General features: G+C 73.8%; 15 protein-coding genes and 1 pseudogene. 6 read left to right on the top strand and 10 right to left on the bottom strand.

What is annotated here, in order from left to right; all coding sequences use genetic code 11:
• The first annotated feature begins 377 nt into the window (after positions 1-377).
• A complete protein-coding gene (locus LEP48_RS15050) occupies positions 378-1,874 on the top strand; it encodes a S8 family peptidase (RefSeq protein WP_225566387.1) in 1,497 nt (498 codons plus the stop codon).
• A gap of 70 nt (positions 1,875-1,944) precedes the next feature.
• On the opposite strand, the pseudogene LEP48_RS15045 reads toward LEP48_RS15050, so the two are convergent.
• From LEP48_RS15045 to LEP48_RS15030, 4 genes and pseudogenes are all read right to left on the bottom strand, one after another.
• A pseudogene (locus LEP48_RS15045) lies at positions 1,945-2,541 on the bottom strand (gamma-glutamyltransferase); the annotation flags it as partial.
• Between the two features lie 169 nt (positions 2,542-2,710).
• Entirely contained in the window at positions 2,711-3,628 is a 918-nt protein-coding gene (locus tag LEP48_RS15040; RefSeq protein ID WP_225566385.1) for a glycine betaine ABC transporter substrate-binding protein, read from the bottom strand.
• A gap of 50 nt (positions 3,629-3,678) precedes the next feature.
• A complete protein-coding gene (locus LEP48_RS15035; protein WP_225566384.1) occupies positions 3,679-4,563 on the bottom strand; it encodes an ABC transporter permease in 885 nt (294 codons plus the stop codon).
• Positions 4,560-5,882, bottom strand: a complete 1,323-nt coding sequence (locus LEP48_RS15030) for a quaternary amine ABC transporter ATP-binding protein (RefSeq protein WP_225566383.1) — start codon at positions 5,880-5,882, stop codon at positions 4,560-4,562. The genes LEP48_RS15035 and LEP48_RS15030 overlap by 4 nt, the downstream gene beginning before the upstream one ends.
• 516 nt (positions 5,883-6,398) lie before the next feature.
• Between LEP48_RS15030 and ahcY the strand changes: the two genes are divergently transcribed.
• From ahcY to LEP48_RS15010, 4 genes are all read left to right on the top strand, one after another.
• Positions 6,399-7,952, top strand: coding sequence for an adenosylhomocysteinase (gene ahcY / locus LEP48_RS15025; RefSeq protein WP_422723845.1), 1,554 nt, complete (start codon positions 6,399-6,401; stop codon positions 7,950-7,952).
• 94 nt (positions 7,953-8,046) lie between these two features.
• Positions 8,047-9,447 carry a sensor histidine kinase gene (locus LEP48_RS15020; RefSeq protein WP_225566382.1) on the top strand — a complete coding sequence of 467 codons (1,401 nt, stop codon included), beginning with the start codon at positions 8,047-8,049 and terminating at the stop codon, positions 9,445-9,447.
• Positions 9,444-10,148 (top strand): response regulator transcription factor, encoded by a 705-nt coding sequence (locus LEP48_RS15015; protein WP_225566381.1) that lies wholly within the window; start codon positions 9,444-9,446, stop codon positions 10,146-10,148. Before LEP48_RS15020 ends, LEP48_RS15015 begins: the two co-directional genes overlap by 4 nt.
• Positions 10,149-10,357: 209 nt before the next feature.
• Positions 10,358-11,635: an acyltransferase family protein gene (locus tag LEP48_RS15010; RefSeq protein ID WP_225566380.1), complete on the top strand. Its 1,278-nt coding sequence runs from the start codon at positions 10,358-10,360 to the stop codon at positions 11,633-11,635.
• Here LEP48_RS15010 and LEP48_RS15005 read toward each other — a convergent pair.
• Positions 11,608-12,426 carry an RDD family protein gene (locus LEP48_RS15005; RefSeq protein WP_225566379.1) on the bottom strand — a complete coding sequence of 273 codons (819 nt, stop codon included), beginning with the start codon at positions 12,424-12,426 and terminating at the stop codon, positions 11,608-11,610. The two genes, LEP48_RS15010 and LEP48_RS15005, sit on opposite strands and share 28 nt — an antisense overlap.
• Before the next feature lie 48 nt (positions 12,427-12,474).
• On the opposite strand from LEP48_RS15005, the gene LEP48_RS15000 reads away from it, so the two are divergent.
• Positions 12,475-13,464: a stage II sporulation protein M gene (locus LEP48_RS15000; RefSeq protein WP_225566378.1), complete on the top strand. Its 990-nt coding sequence runs from the start codon at positions 12,475-12,477 to the stop codon at positions 13,462-13,464.
• 111 nt (positions 13,465-13,575) lie between these two features.
• On the opposite strand, the gene LEP48_RS14995 is transcribed toward LEP48_RS15000, so the two are convergent.
• The 5 genes from LEP48_RS14995 to LEP48_RS14975 all read right to left on the bottom strand — a co-directional run bounded on the left by LEP48_RS14995 (position 13,576) and on the right by LEP48_RS14975 (position 19,360).
• Positions 13,576-14,943 (bottom strand): DUF58 domain-containing protein, encoded by a 1,368-nt coding sequence (locus tag LEP48_RS14995; RefSeq protein WP_225566377.1) that lies wholly within the window; start codon positions 14,941-14,943, stop codon positions 13,576-13,578.
• A gap of 112 nt (positions 14,944-15,055) precedes the next feature.
• Positions 15,056-16,213 carry an AAA family ATPase gene (locus LEP48_RS14990; RefSeq protein WP_308010042.1) on the bottom strand — a complete coding sequence of 386 codons (1,158 nt, stop codon included), beginning with the start codon at positions 16,211-16,213 and terminating at the stop codon, positions 15,056-15,058.
• Positions 16,210-17,475 (bottom strand): DUF4350 domain-containing protein, encoded by a 1,266-nt coding sequence (locus tag LEP48_RS14985; RefSeq protein ID WP_225566376.1) that lies wholly within the window; start codon positions 17,473-17,475, stop codon positions 16,210-16,212. Before LEP48_RS14985 ends, LEP48_RS14990 begins: the two co-directional genes overlap by 4 nt.
• Positions 17,472-18,173: a DUF4129 domain-containing protein gene (locus LEP48_RS14980; RefSeq protein ID WP_225566375.1), complete on the bottom strand. Its 702-nt coding sequence runs from the start codon at positions 18,171-18,173 to the stop codon at positions 17,472-17,474. Before LEP48_RS14980 ends, LEP48_RS14985 begins: the two co-directional genes overlap by 4 nt.
• Entirely contained in the window at positions 18,170-19,360 is a 1,191-nt protein-coding gene (locus LEP48_RS14975; protein ID WP_225566374.1) for a DUF7847 domain-containing protein, read from the bottom strand. The genes LEP48_RS14980 and LEP48_RS14975 overlap by 4 nt, the downstream gene beginning before the upstream one ends.
• Positions 19,361-19,457: the final 97 nt, after the last annotated feature.

Here is a 19,457-nt window from a genome sequence, read left to right as displayed (position 1 = left end):
CTGATCGCGGCGTTGACCGCGAAGGGGACGTCCACGGTGCGGGGGATCAGCCTGATCGATCGTGGGTACGAGGCGTTCCAGGACAAGCTGGTCGCGCTCGGCGCCGACGTCTCCCGCGACTGAGCACTCGTCGGTGGGCGGCGTTCGGGTGATCGGTTCGCCGAGACGGTGACCAGGCCGCACGGGCACGGCACCCGTGCCGGGGACGGCCCCGAGTTGTTGCGGGAACCGGGCGTCGCGCAGGGCGGGCTTCCTCGTGGCCCGCGCCGGACAGGCGAGCGAATCGGTGTTCAGATCACCTTCGCGGCGTTCTCGCTCTACCGTCGCTGGTGACGGCCGCAACGGCGCGGCCGTGACCTCACGAAGGGGAGACACGAATGCGCACCACCCACCGCGCACGCGCAGCAGCAGCCGGGGCCGTTCTGGCTCTGGCTGTCGTCGGCATCGGCAACGCGGCCGTCGCCGCGCCCGAGCCGCCGTCCACCCCGGTCCCGGTCGTCACGCCCGAGGGCCAGACCTTCTCGTACGTCGTCAACGCCAAGCACGCGAACCGGGGCCACACGCGCCTGGTGGAGCGGGCGGTCGAGGCCGCGGGCGGCGTCGTCGTCCAGTCGTGGCCGCAGATCGGTGTCGTCGTCGCCCACTCCGCGAACGACACGTTCCGCGCCGACGTCGTGCGGCGGGCCAGGGGGCACGCCGTCGCGTCGGTCGGCGTCACCCGCACGGTCCCGGTCTCCGAGGGCACGCCCGCCGTCATCGACGACGTGCCGGGCGCCGAGGGTGGCCCGTTCCAGCCCCAGAAGACCAAGCGGGTCGGGGTGGAGGTCGCCGACGAGAACGACGTCAGCGCCGTCCCGGACCCGGGCGAGGCCACCCAGTGGGACATGGCCATGATCAAGGCGGACCAGGCCATCGAGATCAACCCCGGCTCGCCGGACGTGCTGGTGGGCGTGCTGGACTCGGGCATCGATGTCACGCACCCGGACCTCGCCACCCAGGTGGACGCGTCCGCGTCGGTCAACTGCACGGGTGCGGGCCGCCCGGACACGTCAGCGACGGGCTGGCTGCCCACCACCTCCGACCACGGGACGCACGTGGCGGGCACCATCGCGGCGGCGGACAACGGCCTCGGCATCGTCGGCGTCGCGCCCGGCGTGAAGATGGCGTCGATCAAGGTCGTCAACGACGACGGCTACATCTACCCGGAGTACGCCGTCTGCGGCTTCGTGTGGGCGGGCCTGCACGGCGTCGACGTCACCAACAACTCGTACTACGTGGACCCGTTCATGTACTGGTGCTCGGACCAGCCGGACCAGGCCGCCGGCAAGGAGGCGGTGCGCCGTGCCGTCGCCTTCTCGACGCGCAACGGTGCCGTGCACGCCGCCGCGGCGGGCAACGCCGCCACGGACCTGGCGAACAACACGGTGGACACCTCCAGCCCGAACGACTCCACCGCCGTCGAGCGCACCATCAACTCGGGCTGCGAAGACATCCCGACGGAGCTCGACGGCGTGGTCACCGTCTCGTCGATCACCAGCACGGGGGCGCTCAGCTCCTTCTCCAACCGGGGACTGGGCAAGATCGACGTCGCGGCGCCCGGCAGCGCGATCGTGTCCACCGAGCTGAACGGCACGTGGGACACCAAGAGCGGCACGTCGATGGCGTCCCCGCACGTGGCCGGGGTGCTCGCCCTGCTCGCGTCCGAGCACCCGCGCTGGTCGCCGGAGCGTCTGGAGCGGGCCGTGCGGCAGCAGGCCGACAGCACGCCGTGCGGCACGACGAGCGCCGGGCCGGCGTGCGTGGGCACGCCGCAGGAGAACAGCTACTTCGGCCGGGGCATCGTCGACGCCCTGGACGCGGTGACTCTCCGCTGACTCTCCGCTGACGTCTCGCTGGTCCGGCGGGTCGCGACGACCGGCCGGACCAGCGAGACGCAGCCACGACTCAGCGCCCGACGGCGTGACCCTGCGCGCCGCGGGGGTTGGCGGCCGCGCCGAGGACGCCGGTGGCCGGGTCGCGGGTCACGGCGCACAGCCTGCCCAGCGCCCAGTCGCCGGCGAGGGTCAGCACGTGGCCGCGGGCGGCAAGCCCGGCGATGACGTCGGCGCCGAGCCGGTCCTCCACCACCGCGCCGCCGGGCGTCCACGTACGCGGCCAGAACGACCCGGGCGCGGACGTCGTGTGCAGGGCGGGCGCGTCGATGGCCTCCTGCGGCGTGTACCCGGCCACGAGCACGCGCAGCAGGAACGCGAGCTGCCACTGGTCCTGCTGGTCGCCGCCGGGCGACCCGCAGGCGAGCACGGGCTCGCCGTCGCGCAGCACGAGGGTGGGGGTGAGCGTGGTGCGCGGGCGCCGTCCGGGCCTTAGGGCGGAAGGGGACGCCTCGTCGAGCCACGTCATCTGCAGCCGGGTGCCGAGCGCGAAGCCGAGGCCTGGCACCGTGGGCGAGGACTGCAGCCACCCGCCGGACGGCGTCAGGCTGATGATGTTTCCCCACCGGTCGACGACGTCGAGGTGGCAGGTGTCACCGCGGGTGCGCCCCTGGGCGCCGGGGGAGCGGTGCGGCCTGGCACGTTCCTGGGGCGGACCTCGCGCGAGCGCCTCGACCCGTCGACGGAGCTCGGCGCGCACAACGTGCTCGAGGCGCGACGAAGGGGCGGACCGCGAACGGTCCGCCCCTTGTCACGCGGCGGGTGTCACTCCGCAGGAGTCACTCCGCGGACGCGCCCGTGACCTGCTCGACGAAGTCCGGGTTCTCGGCGAGCCACGCGTCCACGGCGGCAGCCGGGTCGTCCGCGTACTCCTCGTTGTTGAACATCGTGTTCTCGAGCGAGAACAGCTGCTCGTCGGTGAGGGCGAAGTTCTTCAGCCAGCCGGCGAGGTCGGGGTAGCGCTCGGCGAAGTCGCCGGTGCCCCACATGTGGATCTCCTCGGCCTCGCCCAGGGTGCCCTCCGGGTCCTCGAGGTCGCGCACGGGGAACTCGTCGTAGGCCCAGTGCGGACGCCACAGCGTGACGGCGATGTTCTCGCCCTTGTCGGTCGCGCCCTTGAGCTCGGCGAGCATGGCCGGGGTGGACGAGATGGAGTAGTCCATGCCCTCCAGGCCGTAGGTCGGGATGACCTGCTCCTGGGTGGCCTTGGTCAGGCCGGCGCCCGCCTCGATGCCCACGAGCTTGTTGCCGTACTCGTCGGCCATGTCCTTGAGGTCGGCGATGGACTGGGCGGGGGAGTCCTCGTTGACGGCGATGGTGAGCTTCGCGTCGTCGTACCAGACGCCGAGGTCGGAGACCTCCTCGCCGTACTCCTCCAGGTAGGAGGCGTGGGTGTACGGCAGCCAGACGTCGAAGGTGACGTCGAAGTCGCCGCCGGCGAGGCCGGTGTAGATGACGCCGACGTCGGCCGTCTCGGTCTCGACCTCATAGCCCTTGTCCTCGAGGATCTTGGCCCACAGGTTGGCGACGGCGATGCCCTCGTCCCAGCCCGACGCGATGCCGATCGAGATCTCCTTGTCGGCGCTGCCGCCGGCGTCCGCGCCCTCGTCCTGTGACGCGCAGGCGGCGAGAGAGGCGGTGAGGGCGAGGGTGCCGCCGAGTGCGGTCAGACGGCGGGTGTGACGGGTGAACGTCATGATCTTCTTCCTTTCGGACGTGCGGAGCGCTGTCGTGCCGTGAGGCAGGATCAGCGGGTGGCCCGGAGGGCCTTGGCGACGGGGGCGCGGTCGGCCAGCGCGGCGGTCACGCGGTCGAGGAAGATCGCGAGGATCACCACGGCCAGACCGGCTTCGAAACCGAGGGCGACGTCCACGCGCTGCAGGGCGGCGACGACGTCGTTCCCGAGGCCGCCGGCCCCGACCATTCCGGAGATGACGACCATGGACAGCGCGAGCATGATCACCTGGTTGATGCCAGCCATGATGGTGGGCATCGCCAGCGGGATCTGGATCTGGCGCAGGATGCGGCGGTCGGTCGACCCGAACGCGCGGCCGGCCTCGACCACCTCCGCGTCGACCTGGCGGATGCCGAGCTCGGTGAAGCGGACGCCGGGGGCGATCGCGAAGATGACCGTCGCGATGATGCCGGGCACCGGGCCGGTGAGGAAGATGACGACCGTCGGGATGAGGTACACGAAGGCCGGCATCGTCTGCATGAAGTCGAGGACGGGCCGCACGACGCGGGACACGTGAGCGTTGCGCGCCGCCCAGATCCCGAGCGGGATGCCGAGCAGGAGCGCGACCGCCGAGGCCAGGATCACCAGCGCCAGGGACTCCATGGCGTTGTCCCACTGGTTCATGCCCGCCACCAGGCAGAAGCCCAGGAGCGTGCCGACGCCGAGCTTCCAGCCCTTGACCCAGAACGCGAGCGCGGCGAGCACCAGCGCGACGACGAAGAACGGCGGGGTGCTGAGCACCCACTCGAGCCCGTCGTAGATCGACTCGAAGAACGTCTTGACGGCGTCGAACACCGGGTCGAAGGTGTCGGTCATCCAGTCGATGGCGGACTCGACCCAGGCTCCGAGCTCGACGCGGGGGACGAACGTCCCCGTGTCGGAGGCGGTGGCGATCATGCCGGGGCTCCTTCCGTCGGCGCGGTGGTTTCGACGGCGGCCCCGTCGGGAGCGGTGCCGTCGGCAACCTCGGCGTCGTCGGAGCCGTCCCCGTTGTCGGCGGGGGCCATGGCCTCCAGCAGCGTCACGCGGGGGACGATGCCGACGAGGCGGCCGCCGTCGTCCACCACCGCGAGCGGCACGGACGTGCCGGCGGCCGGGGCGAACAGCTCCGCCAGCGGGGTGTCCTGGTGCACGGCGACGACGTCGGGGTCGACGAGGCCCTCGAGCTTCTCGACGCCCTCCCGCACGGCGGGCACGGCGGCCTCCGCGTGGACCAGGCCCTTGAGCACCCGGGTGCGGTCCACCACGTAGGCGGAGGTCACGTCGGCGTCGCGCATCTCGCGGGCGGCGAGCCGGGGCCCGCTGCCGATCGACAGGGTGACACGCGGGCGCTGCATCACGGACGCCGCCGTGAGCACGCGGGACCGGTCCACGTCCGCGACGAACTTCTCGACGTAGTCGTTGGCGGGGTCGGACAGGATCTGCTCGGCGGTGCCGATCTGTACGATCCGCCCGTCGCGCATGACGGCGATGCGATCGCCGAGGTGCATGGCCTCGTTGAGGTCGTGCGTGATGAAGATGATCGTCTTGCCGAGCTTGGCCTGCAGCTCCAGGAGCTGCTCCTGCATCTCCGAGCGGATCAGCGGGTCGAGCGCGCTGAACGCCTCGTCCATCAGCAGGACGTCGGTGTCGGCGGCGAGCGCGCGGGCCAGGCCGACACGCTGGCGCATCCCGCCCGACAGCTGCGACGGGAGCGACTCGGCCCAGCCGCCGAGACCGACCATGTCGAGGGCCTCGGACGCCCTGCGCTGCCGTTCCGCCTTGCCGATGCCCTGGATCTCCAGGGGGTAGGCGGCGTTGTCGAGCACCGAACGGTGCGGCAGCAGCGCGAAGTGCTGGAACACCATGGACACGCGGGTACGACGCAGCTCGCGCAGGCGCTTGCCGTCCACGGTGGCGAGGTTCGCGTCCCCGAGGACGACGTCGCCGGCCGACGGCGTCCACAGCCCGTTGAGCATGCGGATGAGGGTCGACTTGCCGGAGCCGGACAGGCCCATGACGACGAAGATCTCGCCGGGCGCGACGTCGAAGCTCGCGTCGATCACTGCCGCGGTGCCGAGGTTCTTGACCTCGTCGCGGCTCGCGCCGGCCCGCAGGCGGCGGACCGCCTCGGCAGGCTTCGGGCCGAAGACCTTGTAGACGCCGCGCACCGAGACCGCGGGGGCGACCCCGGCGGGCTGGTCGGGCGTGGGGGTGGTACTGGTGTCTGCCGTCATGCGGGCAGGACTCGCCACCTTCCATCACGTTCTGAAGCACCCACGATTCGCCGAGCCGACGTCGAGCGTCGGTCACGAGATTCCGTGCTCTGGGGAACCGTGCCGTGCAAGGGCGTGTTTCACCATGCCCTGGTTGACGGGGGGATGGCCAACACGACTTGGCGGCCGTTCTGCGGCTTTTACCCGTGGTGTCCTGGGGATTTGACAGAATTCGGGCCCCGATAACTCACCCGGGATCGTTACTCGAATGTGATATAAGACGTGATCTGCCTCACGACCTGGGCGTTTGTCCCCCCGGGTTCGGGCTCTGTGGGGCGCCGTCGTCGATGTGGATCGGGTCAAGCGAACGTCGCGAGATCGCCCGAAGGACGCGGCAGGCCGGGAAGGTTCTCGCTGCACGGCCCAGGCGCCCCGGACTACCCTGGGTGCGGGTCCGCGCCGTCGGCGCGCCCGCCGCGCACACGGGAGCCCCCAGCGCACACGACATGACTCCGACAGACTCCCAGGAGGGTCACCGTGTCCACCACTGCTGAGGCACCCACCGCCACCCCCGGCTTCGACGAGGTGCCGGGCCGCTACAAGGTCCGTTCGCTCGCGCTCGCCACCGCCGGCCGCCACCAGATCCGCCTCGCCGAGCACGAGATGCCCGGCCTCATGGCGCTGCGAGCCGAGTTCGGCGAGGCGCAGCCGCTCGCCGGGGCCCGCATCGCCGGGTCGCTGCACATGACGGTGCAGACCGCCGTCCTCATCGAGACGCTCGTCGCGCTCGGCGCGCAGGTGCGCTGGGCGAGCTGCAACATCTTCTCCACGCAGGACGAGGCCGCGGCCGCCATCGTCGTGGGGCCGCACGGCACGCCCGCGGACCCCCAGGGCGTGCCCGTCTTCGCCTGGAAGGGCGAGAGCCTCGAGGAGTACTGGGACTGCACCGAGCAGATCCTCGTGTGGCCGGGCGCCGGCGACGACGACGGCCCCAACCTCATCCTCGACGACGGCGGCGACGCCACCATGCTCGTGCACCTCGGCCTGCAGTACGAGCGCGCGGGCGTCGTCCCGCCGGACACGCTGCCCGGCGAGCCCGACCACACGCACGAGATGAACGTGGTGCGCGGCGTCCTGCGGCGCGCGCTCGAGTCGGACCCGCTGCGCTGGACCGGCGTCGCGCGCAACATCGGCGGCGTCACCGAGGAGACCACGACGGGCGTGCACCGCCTGTACCACCTCGCCCAGGCCGGCGAGCTGCTCTTCCCGGCGATCAACGTCAACGACTCGGTCACCAAGTCGAAGTTCGACAACAAGTACGGCATCCGGCACTCCCTGCCCGACGGCATCAACCGCGCCACCGACATCCTCATCGGCGGCAAGGTCGCGTTCGTCGCGGGCTACGGCGACGTCGGCAAGGGCGCCGCCGAGGCGTTCCGCGGGCAGGGTGCGCGCGTCATCGTCTCCGAGGTCGACCCGATCTGCGCCCTGCAGGCCGCGATGGACGGCTTCCAGGTGGCACGCCTGGAGGACGTGATCGGCGAGGCCGACTTCGTCATCACCACCACGGGCAACAAGGACGTCGTGCGGGTCGAGCACATGCTCGCCCTCAAGGACAAGGCCGTCGTCGGCAACATCGGCCACTTCGACAACGAGATCGACATGGCGGGCCTCGCCGCCGTGCCCGGCGTCGTGAGGACCGAGATCAAGCCGCAGGTGCACGAGTGGTCGCTGCCGGCGGGCGCCGGCGCGGACGGCGTCGAGCGGCGCGACCGGTCGATCATCGTGCTGTCCGAGGGCCGTCTGCTCAACCTGGGCAACGCCACCGGTCACCCGTCGTTCGTCATGTCGAACTCGTTCGCCAACCAGGTGATCGGGCAGATGGAGCTGTACGCCGACATGGCCCGCCCGGCCACCGAGCGGCAGTACGAGCGCCAGGTCTACCGGCTGCCCAAGGTGCTCGACGAGAAGGTCGCGCGCCTGCACCTCGACGCCCTCGGCGTCCGGCTCACCGAGCTGAGCCGCGACCAGGCCGACTACCTCGGCGTGCCCGTCGAGGGGCCGTACAAGCCCGAGCACTACCGCTACTGAGACCGCCGGGGACGTCGCCCTGCGGGGGACGTCCCCCTCGGTCACGGAGGCTGTCCGGGTGCCGGTGCGGCACCCGGACGGCCAGCCTGGGAGCATGACGAGCATGGTGTCCGAACGTCCGACGTTCCTGCTCGCCCCGTTCGACCGCCGCACGTGGCGCGCCTACGGGTTCCTGTGGCTCTCCCTGCTGCTGGCGCCGTTCGCCCTCACGTACGTGCTGTTCACCATCGGGTTCATCGCGGCGGTCTCCGTCACCGTGATCGGGCTGTTCGTGGCGGGCGCCGTGCTGCTGGGCATGCGCGGCTGGGGCGCGATGTACCGGCGGATGGCGATCCGGTTCCTGGACGTCGAGATCGCCGAGCCGACGCCGAGGCTCCCTCGCCGGGGGTTCTGGCGCCGGGTCGGCGCGATGCTCGGCGACGCGACCGCCTGGCGCGCCCTGCTGTACATGGCGGTGACGTTCCCGCTGGCGATCGTCGCGTTCGTCGTGAGCACCGTCTTCCTCGCGGTCGCCACCGGGGCGACGACGCACTGGGCCTGGTCGCAGTTCCTGCCCTTGCAGCAGGCGAGCGACGGCCGCTGGCACCGGGGCGCGTCGTTCGGCACGGACTGGTTCGTCGACACCCCGGCGCGCCAGCTCATGCTCTTCGGTGCCGGCGTCATCCTGCTGTACCTGTGGCCGCAGGTGCAGCGCATGTTCGTGGCGCTCTTCGCCCTCCTTGCCACCAGCCTCCTCGGCCCCACGCAGGCCAGCCTCCGCGTCGCCGACGTCGAGCGGGCGCGCGCCGTCACGGTGGACGACGCCGACGCCAGGCTGCGCCGCATCGAGCGCAACCTGCACGACGGCACCCAGGCCCACCTGGTCGCCGTCGCGATGCAGATCGGCGAGGCGCGCGAGATGCTGCGCGACGGCGCGGACCCCGCCGACCTCGCCGCCGTGCTCGAGACCGCGCACGACAGCACCAAGGACACCCTCGCCGAGCTGCGCGAGCTCGCCCGCGGCATCCGGCCACCCGCTCTCGACGCGGGCCTCGCCGTCGCCCTCGAGACGCTCGCGGCACGCGCCGCCGTCCCGGTGCGGGCGCACGCCGCAGGCCTGGGCGACGCCGACCTCTCGCCGAGCGTCGCCTCCATCACCTACTTCGCCGTCGCCGAGCTCGTCTCCAACGCGACCCGCCACGCGGAGGCCACCGGCGTCGACGTCGTCGCCGGCATCGAGCCCGCCGCGGACCCGGCCACCGGCTCGACCCGGCCCGCCCTGGTCGTGCGCGTGCACGACGACGGCCGGGGCGGCGCCGTCGTGCGCGAGCCCGGGCCCGACGGGCGGGGGAGCGGGCTCGCCGGGCTCATGGACCGGCTCTCTGGGGTGGACGGCCTGCTGCGCGTGGTCAGCCCCGCCGGCGGGCCTACGGTGGTCACCGTGATCATCCCTCTCACAGGTACCCCCCGACCAGGTACGTCGTCCACGGGCGCCGGAGCGCCCGGCCGCCGATGACCGAAGCACGGGCGGACGACGCGGCGCCGGAGGTCCGCGTCGTCATCGCCGAGGACTCCGCCATCCTGCGCGACGGGCTCGTCGCCCTGCTCACCCGCCGCGGGAACGACGTCGTGGCCGCCGTCCCGGACGGCGAGGCGCTGGTGGCCCGGGTCGCCGAGCTGGCCGCGCAGGACGCCCTGCCCGACGTCGTCGTCGCCGACATCCGGATGCCGCCGTCGCACACGGACGAAGGCCTGCGCGCTGCGCTGGCCCTGCGTGCCGCGCACCCCGGGCTGCCCGTGCTCCTCTTCTCCCAGTGGGTGGAGACGCAGTACGCGGCACGGCTGCTCGAGGGAGACGCGCGCGGCGTCGGGTACCTCCTCAAGGACCGCGTCGCCGACGTGGCCGAGTTCGTCGGTGCGCTGCGTCGGGTCGCCGCGGGGGAGACCGTGCTGGACCCGGAGGTGGTGCGCCAGCTCATGGGCGCGTCGCGCTCGCGGACCACGGGCGTCGAGCTGCTCACCCCGCGCGAGCGGGAGGTGCTGGAGCTCATGGCGCAGGGCCGCTCGAACGGTGCCATCGCCAACGCGCTCTTCCTGTCCTACGGCGCGGTGGAGAAGAACGTCGCCGCCATCTTCACCAAGCTCGACCTGCCGCAGGACGCCGCCGACCACCGCCGCGTGCTCGCCGTCCTGCACTACCTCGGCGTGGACGACTGACGACCCTGCCAGAGATGTTGTGAGCGGGCGAATGGCCCCCTGAAGCGCACTTCAGGGGGCCATTCGCCCGCTCACACGGTGACGGGTAGGGAATTCCCCCGGGCGGACCGGGGGAAGAGCCGCCGCGGGAGCGGAGGCCAGCCGGATTCCGGGTGAACGTGCAGGTCACGAGGCTGGAGGGACAAACCCTCGAGTCCTCGGAGCCCGTCATGGCACTCGCCGTACCCCGACCTCCCGCCCTGCCGGCCCCGCCGGTCCTGCCCGCTGCGCCGCCGCCGACCCCCGTCCGCGCGCCGCGCAGGCCGCGGGACCCGTTCGTCGACGTCGTGCGCGCGGTCGGCACCCTCGGCGTCGTGATGCTGCACTGGCTCATGGCCGAGGCCACCTGGGACGGCCGGGCGCTGCACGTGGGCAACGCGCTCGGGCACGGGGCCGGGTGGCTCCTCACCTGGGGACAGCCGCTGGCGCTGCTGTTCTTCGCCGCAGGCGCGTCCGCGGCCTACGGCCGGCTCGCGAGCGCCGCGGCTCCCGGTGGTCCGGCGCCCTGGACCCATGTCGTCGTGGGCCGGCTGCGGGCCACCGCGCGACCGGTCGGAGCATTCGCCGGAGCCTGGGCCGTGGGCGTCGGCGTGCTGCTCACGCTCGGGGTGCCCGACGCCGCGGTGTGGCGGCTCGCGCGGATGGCGCCGCAGCTCCTGTGGTTCCTGGCGGTGTGGGTGGTGCTCGTCGCGCTGGTGCCGGTGCTGCACGCCGCGTGGCGACGCTGGCGCTGGGGCGCGCTCGGTGTCGCGGTGGCGCTGCCGCTCCTGGTGGACGGGCTGCGGTTCGGGCTGCCGGGGGACCTCACCACGGCGCTGGCGTCGGTGAACATCCTGCTGGCGTGGGCCGTGCCGTTCCTCGCGGGCGTCGCCTACGCCGATCTTCGATCCGCCTGGTCCCGGCGCGCGAGCGCTGCGGGGCCGTCGAGCGGCCGGGCAGCGGGGTCGGTCGGCGGCTATCGGGCCCTGCTCGGCGCGGGAGCCGTGGTCGCCGTCGTCGCGCTCGCGGTCCTCGTCGTCGCCGGTCCCTACCCGCCGAGCATGATCGGCATGCCGGGTGACGCGATCTCCAACCTGGGGCCGCCCACGGCGCCCGTCGTGGCCCTCGGCGTGGCGCAGGTGTGCCTCGTGCTGCTGGCGCGCGAGTCGCTGGTGCGCAGCGTGGCGACGCCGGCCGGCGCGCGGGTGCTGCAGGTGCTGTCGCGACGCTCGATGACCGTCTACCTGTGGCACCTCACCGCGATGTTCGCCGTGGTGGGCGTCGTCCTGCTGGGCCTGGGGCAGCGTCTTCCCGTGGCGTGGAGCGCGGACTGGTGGGCGTCACGTCCCGTCTGGTTCGCCGGGTACCTCGTGGTGCTGCTGGTGCTCGTGCGGCTCTTCGGCCGGTTCGAGGACCGGCCGCGCCGCGAGCGGACGACGGCTCAGGTACGGGGGTCGGGCACGGCGTAGGGGAGCCGGTGCAGGGTGGCGGCGCGCGCCTGGGCGCGCTCGTGCTCCTGCTTGCCCCGCGCGAGCTCCCGGTCGCGGCGCTCGAACAGGACGGCGTGCAGGAACGCCTCCGCGGGGGTGCCCGGGGGAGGCGAGGGGGCGACGAACGGCTCCACCCGGCCGGCGAGCTCGTTCGCGAGGCTCGCGCGCGAAGCCGGGGCGAGACGGGCCGCGCGGTCCAAGAACTGCCGCGCGGCCAGCGCGAGGCCGTCGGGCAACCGGCGGATGTCGGCGGCCCGGGCCCAGCCGGCGAGCTCCGGCGGCATGCCGAGCGGCGCCGTCCACCCGCGCCCGCCGCGCACCCGGATCACGTACGTCCCGGCGAGCATGTCGCCGAGCCGCTTGCCGCGGGGGTTCGACAACGAGGTGATCAGCGCGACGCTGCCGAGGGTGAGCCACAGCTCGCCCACCCCGACCAGCGCCCGGGAGAACGCGTGGCGGAACCGCACGGGGCCGCCGTCGTCGCGCACCACGCGCAGCCCGGCCGCGAGCTTGCCCAGCGAGCGGCCGCGCGTGAGCGTCTCGACCGTCACGGGGACCACCACCATCACCAGCACCGACAGCACCACCGAGACGACCCGCAGCCACTGGCCGTCGAGGCTGCCGAGCTGCTCGACCGCCACCACGGCCAGCACGATCACCACGACCCCCACCACGGCCAGGTCGAGCAGCGCCGCCAGCGAGCGCGTCACAAAGGACGCAGGGCGTGCGTCGAGGACCACGCCCTCGCCGATGAGGATCCCGTCGTGCATGTGCATCTCCCGCCCGTGCGACCAGTTTCGTGTGGAAGGCTATCGGGCGTGGACCTCGATGCCTTCACCGCCGTGCACAACCAGCAGTGGGAGCGGCTGGACCGCCTCAGCCGACGCCGCCGGCTCGACGGAGCGGAGGCCGACGAGCTGGTCCGCCTCTACCGAGAGGTCGCGACGCACCTGTCCACCGTGCGCTCGGCGGCCCCCGACCCGGTGCTGGTCACCCGCCTGTCGGACCTCCTGTCGCGGGCGCGCGTGCGGATCGGCGGCGCCCACGAGCCCTCGTGGTCCGACGTCGCGAGCTTCGTCGTCGTGACGATCCCTGCGGCCCTCTACCGGATCCGGTGGTGGAGCGTCGCCGTGATCGTCGCGTGCCTCGCGATCTCCGTGGTGGCCGGGGTGCACGTCGCCACGGACCCCGCCGCGCTCGCCTCGATGGGCACCCCGGCCGAGCAGAAGGCCTACGTCGAGGACGCGTTCGCGTCGTACTACGACCCGGGCGTCTCCTTCGCCGCCATGGTCTGGACGAACAACGCGTGGATCGCCGCCCAGTGCGTGGGGCTCGGCATCACGGGGTTCTGGCCGGTGTTCGTGCTGGTGCAGAACGCCGTGTCGGTCGGCGCGACGGGCGGGATGATGGCGGCGCACGGCGAGCTCGACCTGTTCCTGCAGCTCATCGCGCCGCACGGTCTGCTCGAGCTGACCGCGGTGTTCGTCGCGGGTGCGGCTGGTCTCAAGATCTTCTGGACCGTCATCGACCCCGGGCCGCGCCGTCGGACGGTCGCCGTGGCGCAGGAGGGGCGCGCGCTCGTCACGGTCGCGATCGGCCTCGCGGGGGCGCTGGCGCTCTCGGGTCTCGTCGAGGGCTTCGTCACCGGCTCCACGCTGCCGTGGTGGCTCAAGATCGTCATCGGTGCGGTGGCGCTCGCGGTGTTCTGGGCCTATGTGCTCGTGCTGGGCCGGCGAGCGACCGACGCCGGCATGACGGGCGACCTCGACCCGGACCGTGCGGGCGAGGTGCTCCCGACGGCCGGCTGAGCCCGGGCCCCACCCCGTCCGGTCCCGTCCCTGCGTTGTGAGCGGGCAACTGGCCCGGTCGAGCGGTCGCCGGCGGGCCAATTGCCCGCTCACAACGCAGGGGGCGAGCCGTCAGAGCCGCCCGGCCGCCTTGAGCGCCAGGTAGGTGTCCGCGAGCTGCGGGGCGAGCTCTTCCGGCAGCGCCTCGACGACCTCGACGCCGCCCTGGCGGAGCACCGCGGACACGGCGGAGCGCTCCAGCCCGGCGCGGGCGGCCGCGGCGGCGTCGTAGACCTCCGTCGACGATCCCCGCCCGGCGCGCAGCCGTGCGACGTCGGCGTCGGCCACCGAGGCGACCACCACCTGGTGGGTCCCCGAGAGCTGGGCCACCACCGGGAGCAGCCCGGTCTCGACGGCTGCCGGGTCGAGGGTCGTCAGCAGCACGACGAGCGCCCGCTGGGACACCCGCGCCCGCACCTGGGTGACCAGGCCCGGCCAGTCCGTCTCCAGGAGCGCGGGCTCGACGACGGCCAGTGCTTCGGCGAGCGCGGGCAGCAGCCGGGGCCCGGACGCCCCGGCGACGCGAGCGCGCAGGGCACGGTCGTAGGCGAGGACCTGCACGCGGTCGCCCGCCCGGTCCGCGAGCGCGGCCAGGAGCAGCGAAGCCTCCACGCTCGCCTCCAGCCGGGTGCCGCCGACGACGCTCGACCCTTCGTCGCCCTCGGCCGACTCGCCGATCCGGGCGGCCGACGTCCGCCCGGTGTCGAGCACGATGACGACGCGACGGTCCCGTTCGGGACGCCAGGTGCGCACCACGACCTCGCTGCGGCGCGCGGTGGCGCGCCAGTCGATCGAGCGCACGTCGTCCCCGACGACGTACTCGCGGAGCGAGTCGAACTCCGTCCCCTCGCCACGCACCTGGACAGCGGCGCGCCCGTCCATCTCGCGCAGGCGCGCGAGGCGCGAGGGCAGGTGCCGGCGGCTCGAGAACTCGGGCAGCACGCGGATACGCCCGGGCACGGGGAGGGACACCTGCCGGGCGGCGACGCGCAACGGCCCGAACGACCTGATCACGACCGGGCCGGCAGCGCGGTCGCCGCGGCGTGTCGGCCGCAGCGGGGTGCGCACCCGCGCGGACTCGCCGGGCCCCAGGTCGACCGTGTGCCGGGCGGAGCGCGCCAGCACCGGACCGCCCGCGGTCGTCGACGGGACGTCGGGGACCAGGGACGGCGGCCAGGCGTCGCGCACGAGCGCACGCAGGCGGCGTCGCCCGGTGTGGGTGAGCACCAGCTCCGAGCCGGCCTGCACGCCCAGCCGCACCGCGCGCGGCACGGTACGGCGCACGGCGACCTGCCGGGGCGACGCCGCGAGAGCGAGGTCGAGCGCGACCACGGCGATCACCACGAGCAGCCACAGGAGCACCGTCGCCCGGGCAGGGAGCAGGGCGAGGGGCACGATGCCGAGCGCCGCCAGTGCGGCGGCGCGCCACGTCAGCGCCATCGCACCCCCAGCCGAGAGCGAGCTCCGACGCCCGCACGCGCCGTCGGGCGCCCCCGCCCCGGCGAGGGACGGGGGCTCGACGAGGGCCGGGGCCGGGCCGGACGACCGACCCTCATCGAGGGACCGGGACGGCGGCGAGCACGGTCGAGAGGACGCTCTCGGCCGTGACACCCTCCAGCTCCGCCTCCGGGCGCAGCTGAACCCGGTGGCGCAGCGTCGGGTGGACGAGCGCCTTGATGTCGTCGGGGGTCACGTACGCACGCCCCGAGAGCCAGGCCCACGCGCGCGATGTGGCCAGCAGCGCCGTCGCCCCGCGGGGGGAGACGCCGAGCGACAGCGACGGGGAGCGGCGGGTGGCGCGGCACACGTCGACGGCGTAGCCGAGGACCTCCGGCGCGATCTGCACCTGGCGCACCTCGGCGCGGGCGGCGGCGAGCGTCTCGGCACCCGCGACGGCCGTGACGCCGGCGGCCGCGAGGTCACGCGGGTCGAAGCCGGCCGCGTGGCGGGCCAGCACCTCGATCTCGTGCTCGCGGTCCGGGACGGGCAGCACGACCTTGAGCAGGAAGCGGTCGAGCTGTGCCTCGGGGAGGGGGTACGTGCCCTCGTGCTCCACCGGGTTCTGGGTGGCGACGACGACGAACGGCTCCGGCAGCGGGCGGGGCCGGCCGTCGACCGACACCTGCCGCTCCTCCATCGCCTCGAGCAGGGAGGCCTGCGTCTTCGGAGGCGTGCGGTTGATCTCGTCGGCGAGCAGCAGGTTCGTGAAGACCGGCCCCTCCCGGAACGAGAACTCGGCCGTCCGCGCGTCGTACACGAGCGAGCCCGTGACGTCGCCGGGCATCAGGTCGGGCGTGAACTGCACGCGCGTGGTCCCCAGGTCGAGCGATGCCGCCAGGGCGCGCACGAGCAGCGTCTTGGCGACGCCCGGCACGCCCTCGAGCAGCACGTGCCCGGAGCACAGCAGCGCGATGAGCAGGCTCGTCACGGCGGAGTCCTGGCCGACGACGGCCTTGCCGACCTCGGTGCGCACGCCCGCGAGCGCGGCACGCAGCTCGCGCGACGGGACGGTGGGGCCGGCCGACGGCGCGGCCGCTGCCTCGACGGCCGCTGCCTCGACGGGCGCTGCCTCGACGGGCGCTGCCTCGACGGCCTCTGCCTCGACAGGTGCGCCCTCGGCGGGCGCGGCCGCCTCGACCGGCGGTGCGGTCTCGACGGGCACGGCCGGCGGTGTGGGCTCGGTGGTCGGGCTGTCCTCGGGGGTCGTCACGATCGGTGGACCTCGCTCTCCAGGGTGTCGAGCCGACGCGCGAGCTCGGTCAGCGCGTCGTCGTCGGTGGGTGGGGGGCCGTACAGCAGGTCGGCGACCTGCTGCGGTGCGCGCCGGGTGGCGCGGGCGACGGCATCGGTCAGGGCGGTCGCGTCGGCGGACCGGGGGACGCCGAGACGCTGCCCGACGCGTTCGGCCGTCCCGGCTCGCAGACCGGCGGCGGCGTGCCCGCGCGAGCGGGATCTCCGGTAGAGGCGGCCGCGGCCACGGGTGGTCTCGGAGGCACGGACCACGACCGGCAGGGACTCCGGCACCAGCGGGCCGAGCCGTCGTCCGCGCCAGATCGCGGTCACGAGGGCCACGACGAGGGCCCACAGGCCGACCGGGCCTGCCCAGGACGGCAGCAGGGCGCCGGTCGGGGTGGAGGCCTCGTCGCTGGTCGAGCTGGTGTCCAGAGGGTCCTGGACGAGCCACACGAGGCGCTCGTGCGCGCCGAGGAGGTGCAGCGCCAGCGCGGCGTTCCCGTCGTCGAGCACGGCGTCGTTGATCAGGAAGGTCGCGTCGTCGACGAGGGTCACGTCGCCTGCGCCGTCGTCGCGGGTCAGGTGCGCCAGCGTGGCGCCCGCCTCGCCCGGCCAGCACAGCGTCACGTCGTCGCCGTGCCCGGGCATGGCCTCCAGGCCGCCCTCGGCGAGGAGCAGGTCGCCGGCCGCGACGGCGGCCGGCAGGTCGCACCGCGGGGCGACCGGTGCCCCGGGGGTGCCGCCGGCAGGGACGCGCGTCACCGCGCCGTCCGAGACGACCTCGGCGGTGTACCTGTCGGCCTCGAGCACGACGACGTCGGCGGCCGACGCGGCGATGGCCTCCGCCTGCTCGGGCAGCAGGAGCGGCGACGGCGTGACCAGCAGGGTGGTGCCCGGCCCCGCGGCCGCGACGGCGTCGGCGACCCGCGTCTCGTGGCGGACCTCGACGCCGTGGTCGGCGAGCACCTCCGCGACGGCCCTGGCTCCGGAGCCGCCCACGTTGTCCGGTGCGTACGGCACGGTCGACGTCGTCGGGCGGGAGACCGCCAGGACGAGCACCACAAGCGCGAACAGCGCGAGCACGAGAAGGGTCCAGCGGGCGCGCCGCCACCGGCGCGCGGCCCGGCTGCGGCCCGTGGTGCCGTCCCCGACGACGGTGCCGTCGGGAAGGGCACCGCCGGTCGAGGAGGTCGACCCCGCGCCGGTGGCGAGCGCGGGCTCCGCGGTAGTGGCGCTCATGCCGGATCACCCGGCCCGGGTGCGGCCACCGTGGCCGGGAGCTGCGGGCGCAGGGCGGCGACCCGGGTGTCGAGCTCTCGCATGGTGGTGTCGTCCTCCGCTCGGGCGGGCAGCGTGCCGTAGCAGACGTCGTCGAACAGGGCGGCGGCGCGGTGCAGCTGCGCGGCGACGTCGGGGAGGCGGTCCGCGGCGGCGGCCGCTGCCTCCTGGGCGGTACGGCCGGGTCGCTCGTCGAGCACCACGCGCTCCTCGAGCGACCGCACCAGCGCACGGAACCTGTCGAGCATGGCCGTCGACCAGTCGCCGCGTGCGGCGGCGGCGTCGGCAGACGCCCGGAGCTCGGCGGCTGTGCGGGAGTCGTCCTCGAGCACGGCGACCGACGGGCGGGCGCGGCGCGAGAGCCGGATCGGGCCGGCCACGCGCCAGGCGATCAGCACGATCACCAGCACCACGACGACCAGCACGACGGCCAGCCACACCCGACCGCTGTCGAGGGCGGGCAGGTCGTCGAAGAGACCGGCGAACCACTCGAGGAACCGCATCAGGAGGGACGGATCCTCCTGGTACTCGGGCTTGGACAGCTCCTCGAGGAGCCAGCGGCGTGCGGTCGCACGGTCCGGGTCGACGGGGACGGCCGCGGGCAGCAGACCGCCGGCGGCCGCGAGCGCGGTCGCCGGCAGCCCGGACGTGAGGGTCACCGCGTGCCGGGCCGGGCGTCGCCGTCCTGGGAGGCCGCCGCCGTCGCGAGCTGGACGTCGAGCCCTTCGCGCCGCATCCGCACGTCGATGTAGAGCAGCGACACCACGGAGGACATGAAGATCGTGGTCACGGCCGTGGAGATCAGGGTCGCCAGGACCATCCCGATGATCGTGGCCAGCGTGAGCGTGCTCGTGTCGGTGGCGCCGAAGTATCCGACCATGAACTGGATGGGCGTGGTGATGATGCTCGCCGCGAAGTACACGATGACGTACGCGAGCAGGTAGATGCCGAACAGGCGCCAGAACGAGCCGCGCGTCAGGCGCCATGCGCGGGCGAGGGTGGTGCCCAGGCCCTTGCCCTCGAGGGCGAGCGCGGGCGCCACCAGTCCGAGCCGCACCCCGAGCCACACCGCACCGACCAGGAAGCCGATGACCGCCACGAAGCCGAGCGTCACGGCCAGCCACGTGGACTGTTCCGCGGTGAACGCGATGCCGATGATCATCAGCGTGAGCCAGCCGCCGATGACGATGCCCACGCCGATCGAGCGCAGCAGCGCCCACCCGACGAGGACGGGGACCCGGCGACGTACCTTGCCCCACACCTCGGCCACGGGTGCCTTGCGTCCGATGACGGACTGGCTCAGCGACACCGTGAGGATGCCCTCGACCACCGGGGTGGCGAGCATGACGGTCACCCCGCTGCCGAGGCCGGTCGCGAAGATCTGGGCGTACAGGCTCTCGAAGCCGGCGAGCATGGGGTCGGCCGTCGCGCCGGCGCCGAACAACGCCGTCAGCGGGGGCACGGCGAGCTGGCCGACCAGCAGGCCGAGCACGGTCGCGACGAGGAGCACCAGGATGGACATCCCGAGCATGACCGCCGGGTTGTGGCGGATCGCGCTGAACGCGCCGTCGTAGATCTCGCCCAGCGACAGCGGCCGCAGCGGCACGATCCCGGGCTTGGAGTCCTGCGGGCCGTACGGCGGCGCGCCCGGCGTGCCCTGCCCGTACGGGGTCTGGCCGGGCTGGCCACCGCCGTACCGGCTCTCCCCGTACTGCCCCTGCCCGTACTGCTGGCCCGGCGACCCCGCGGGCGGGGCCGGCGCGTCGGGGGCGCGCTGGCCGTACCGCGGTGGCTCGGGGGTGTCACCCCAGCCGGACGGCGGTGCGGGCTGATCGGGCGTGGACATCGCGGCCTCCCGGGCGGCTTTTCTGGGCGGTCGGGTCGGGGGATCTCTGGGCGGTCGGGTCGGGGGATCTCTGGGCGGTCGGGTCGGGGAACTGCAG

It is taken from the genome of Isoptericola luteus (assembly GCF_020297055.1).
Taxonomy (GTDB): Bacteria; Actinomycetota; Actinomycetes; order Actinomycetales; family Cellulomonadaceae; genus Isoptericola; species Isoptericola luteus.
This window is presented reverse-complemented; position numbering and strand designations above follow the sequence as displayed.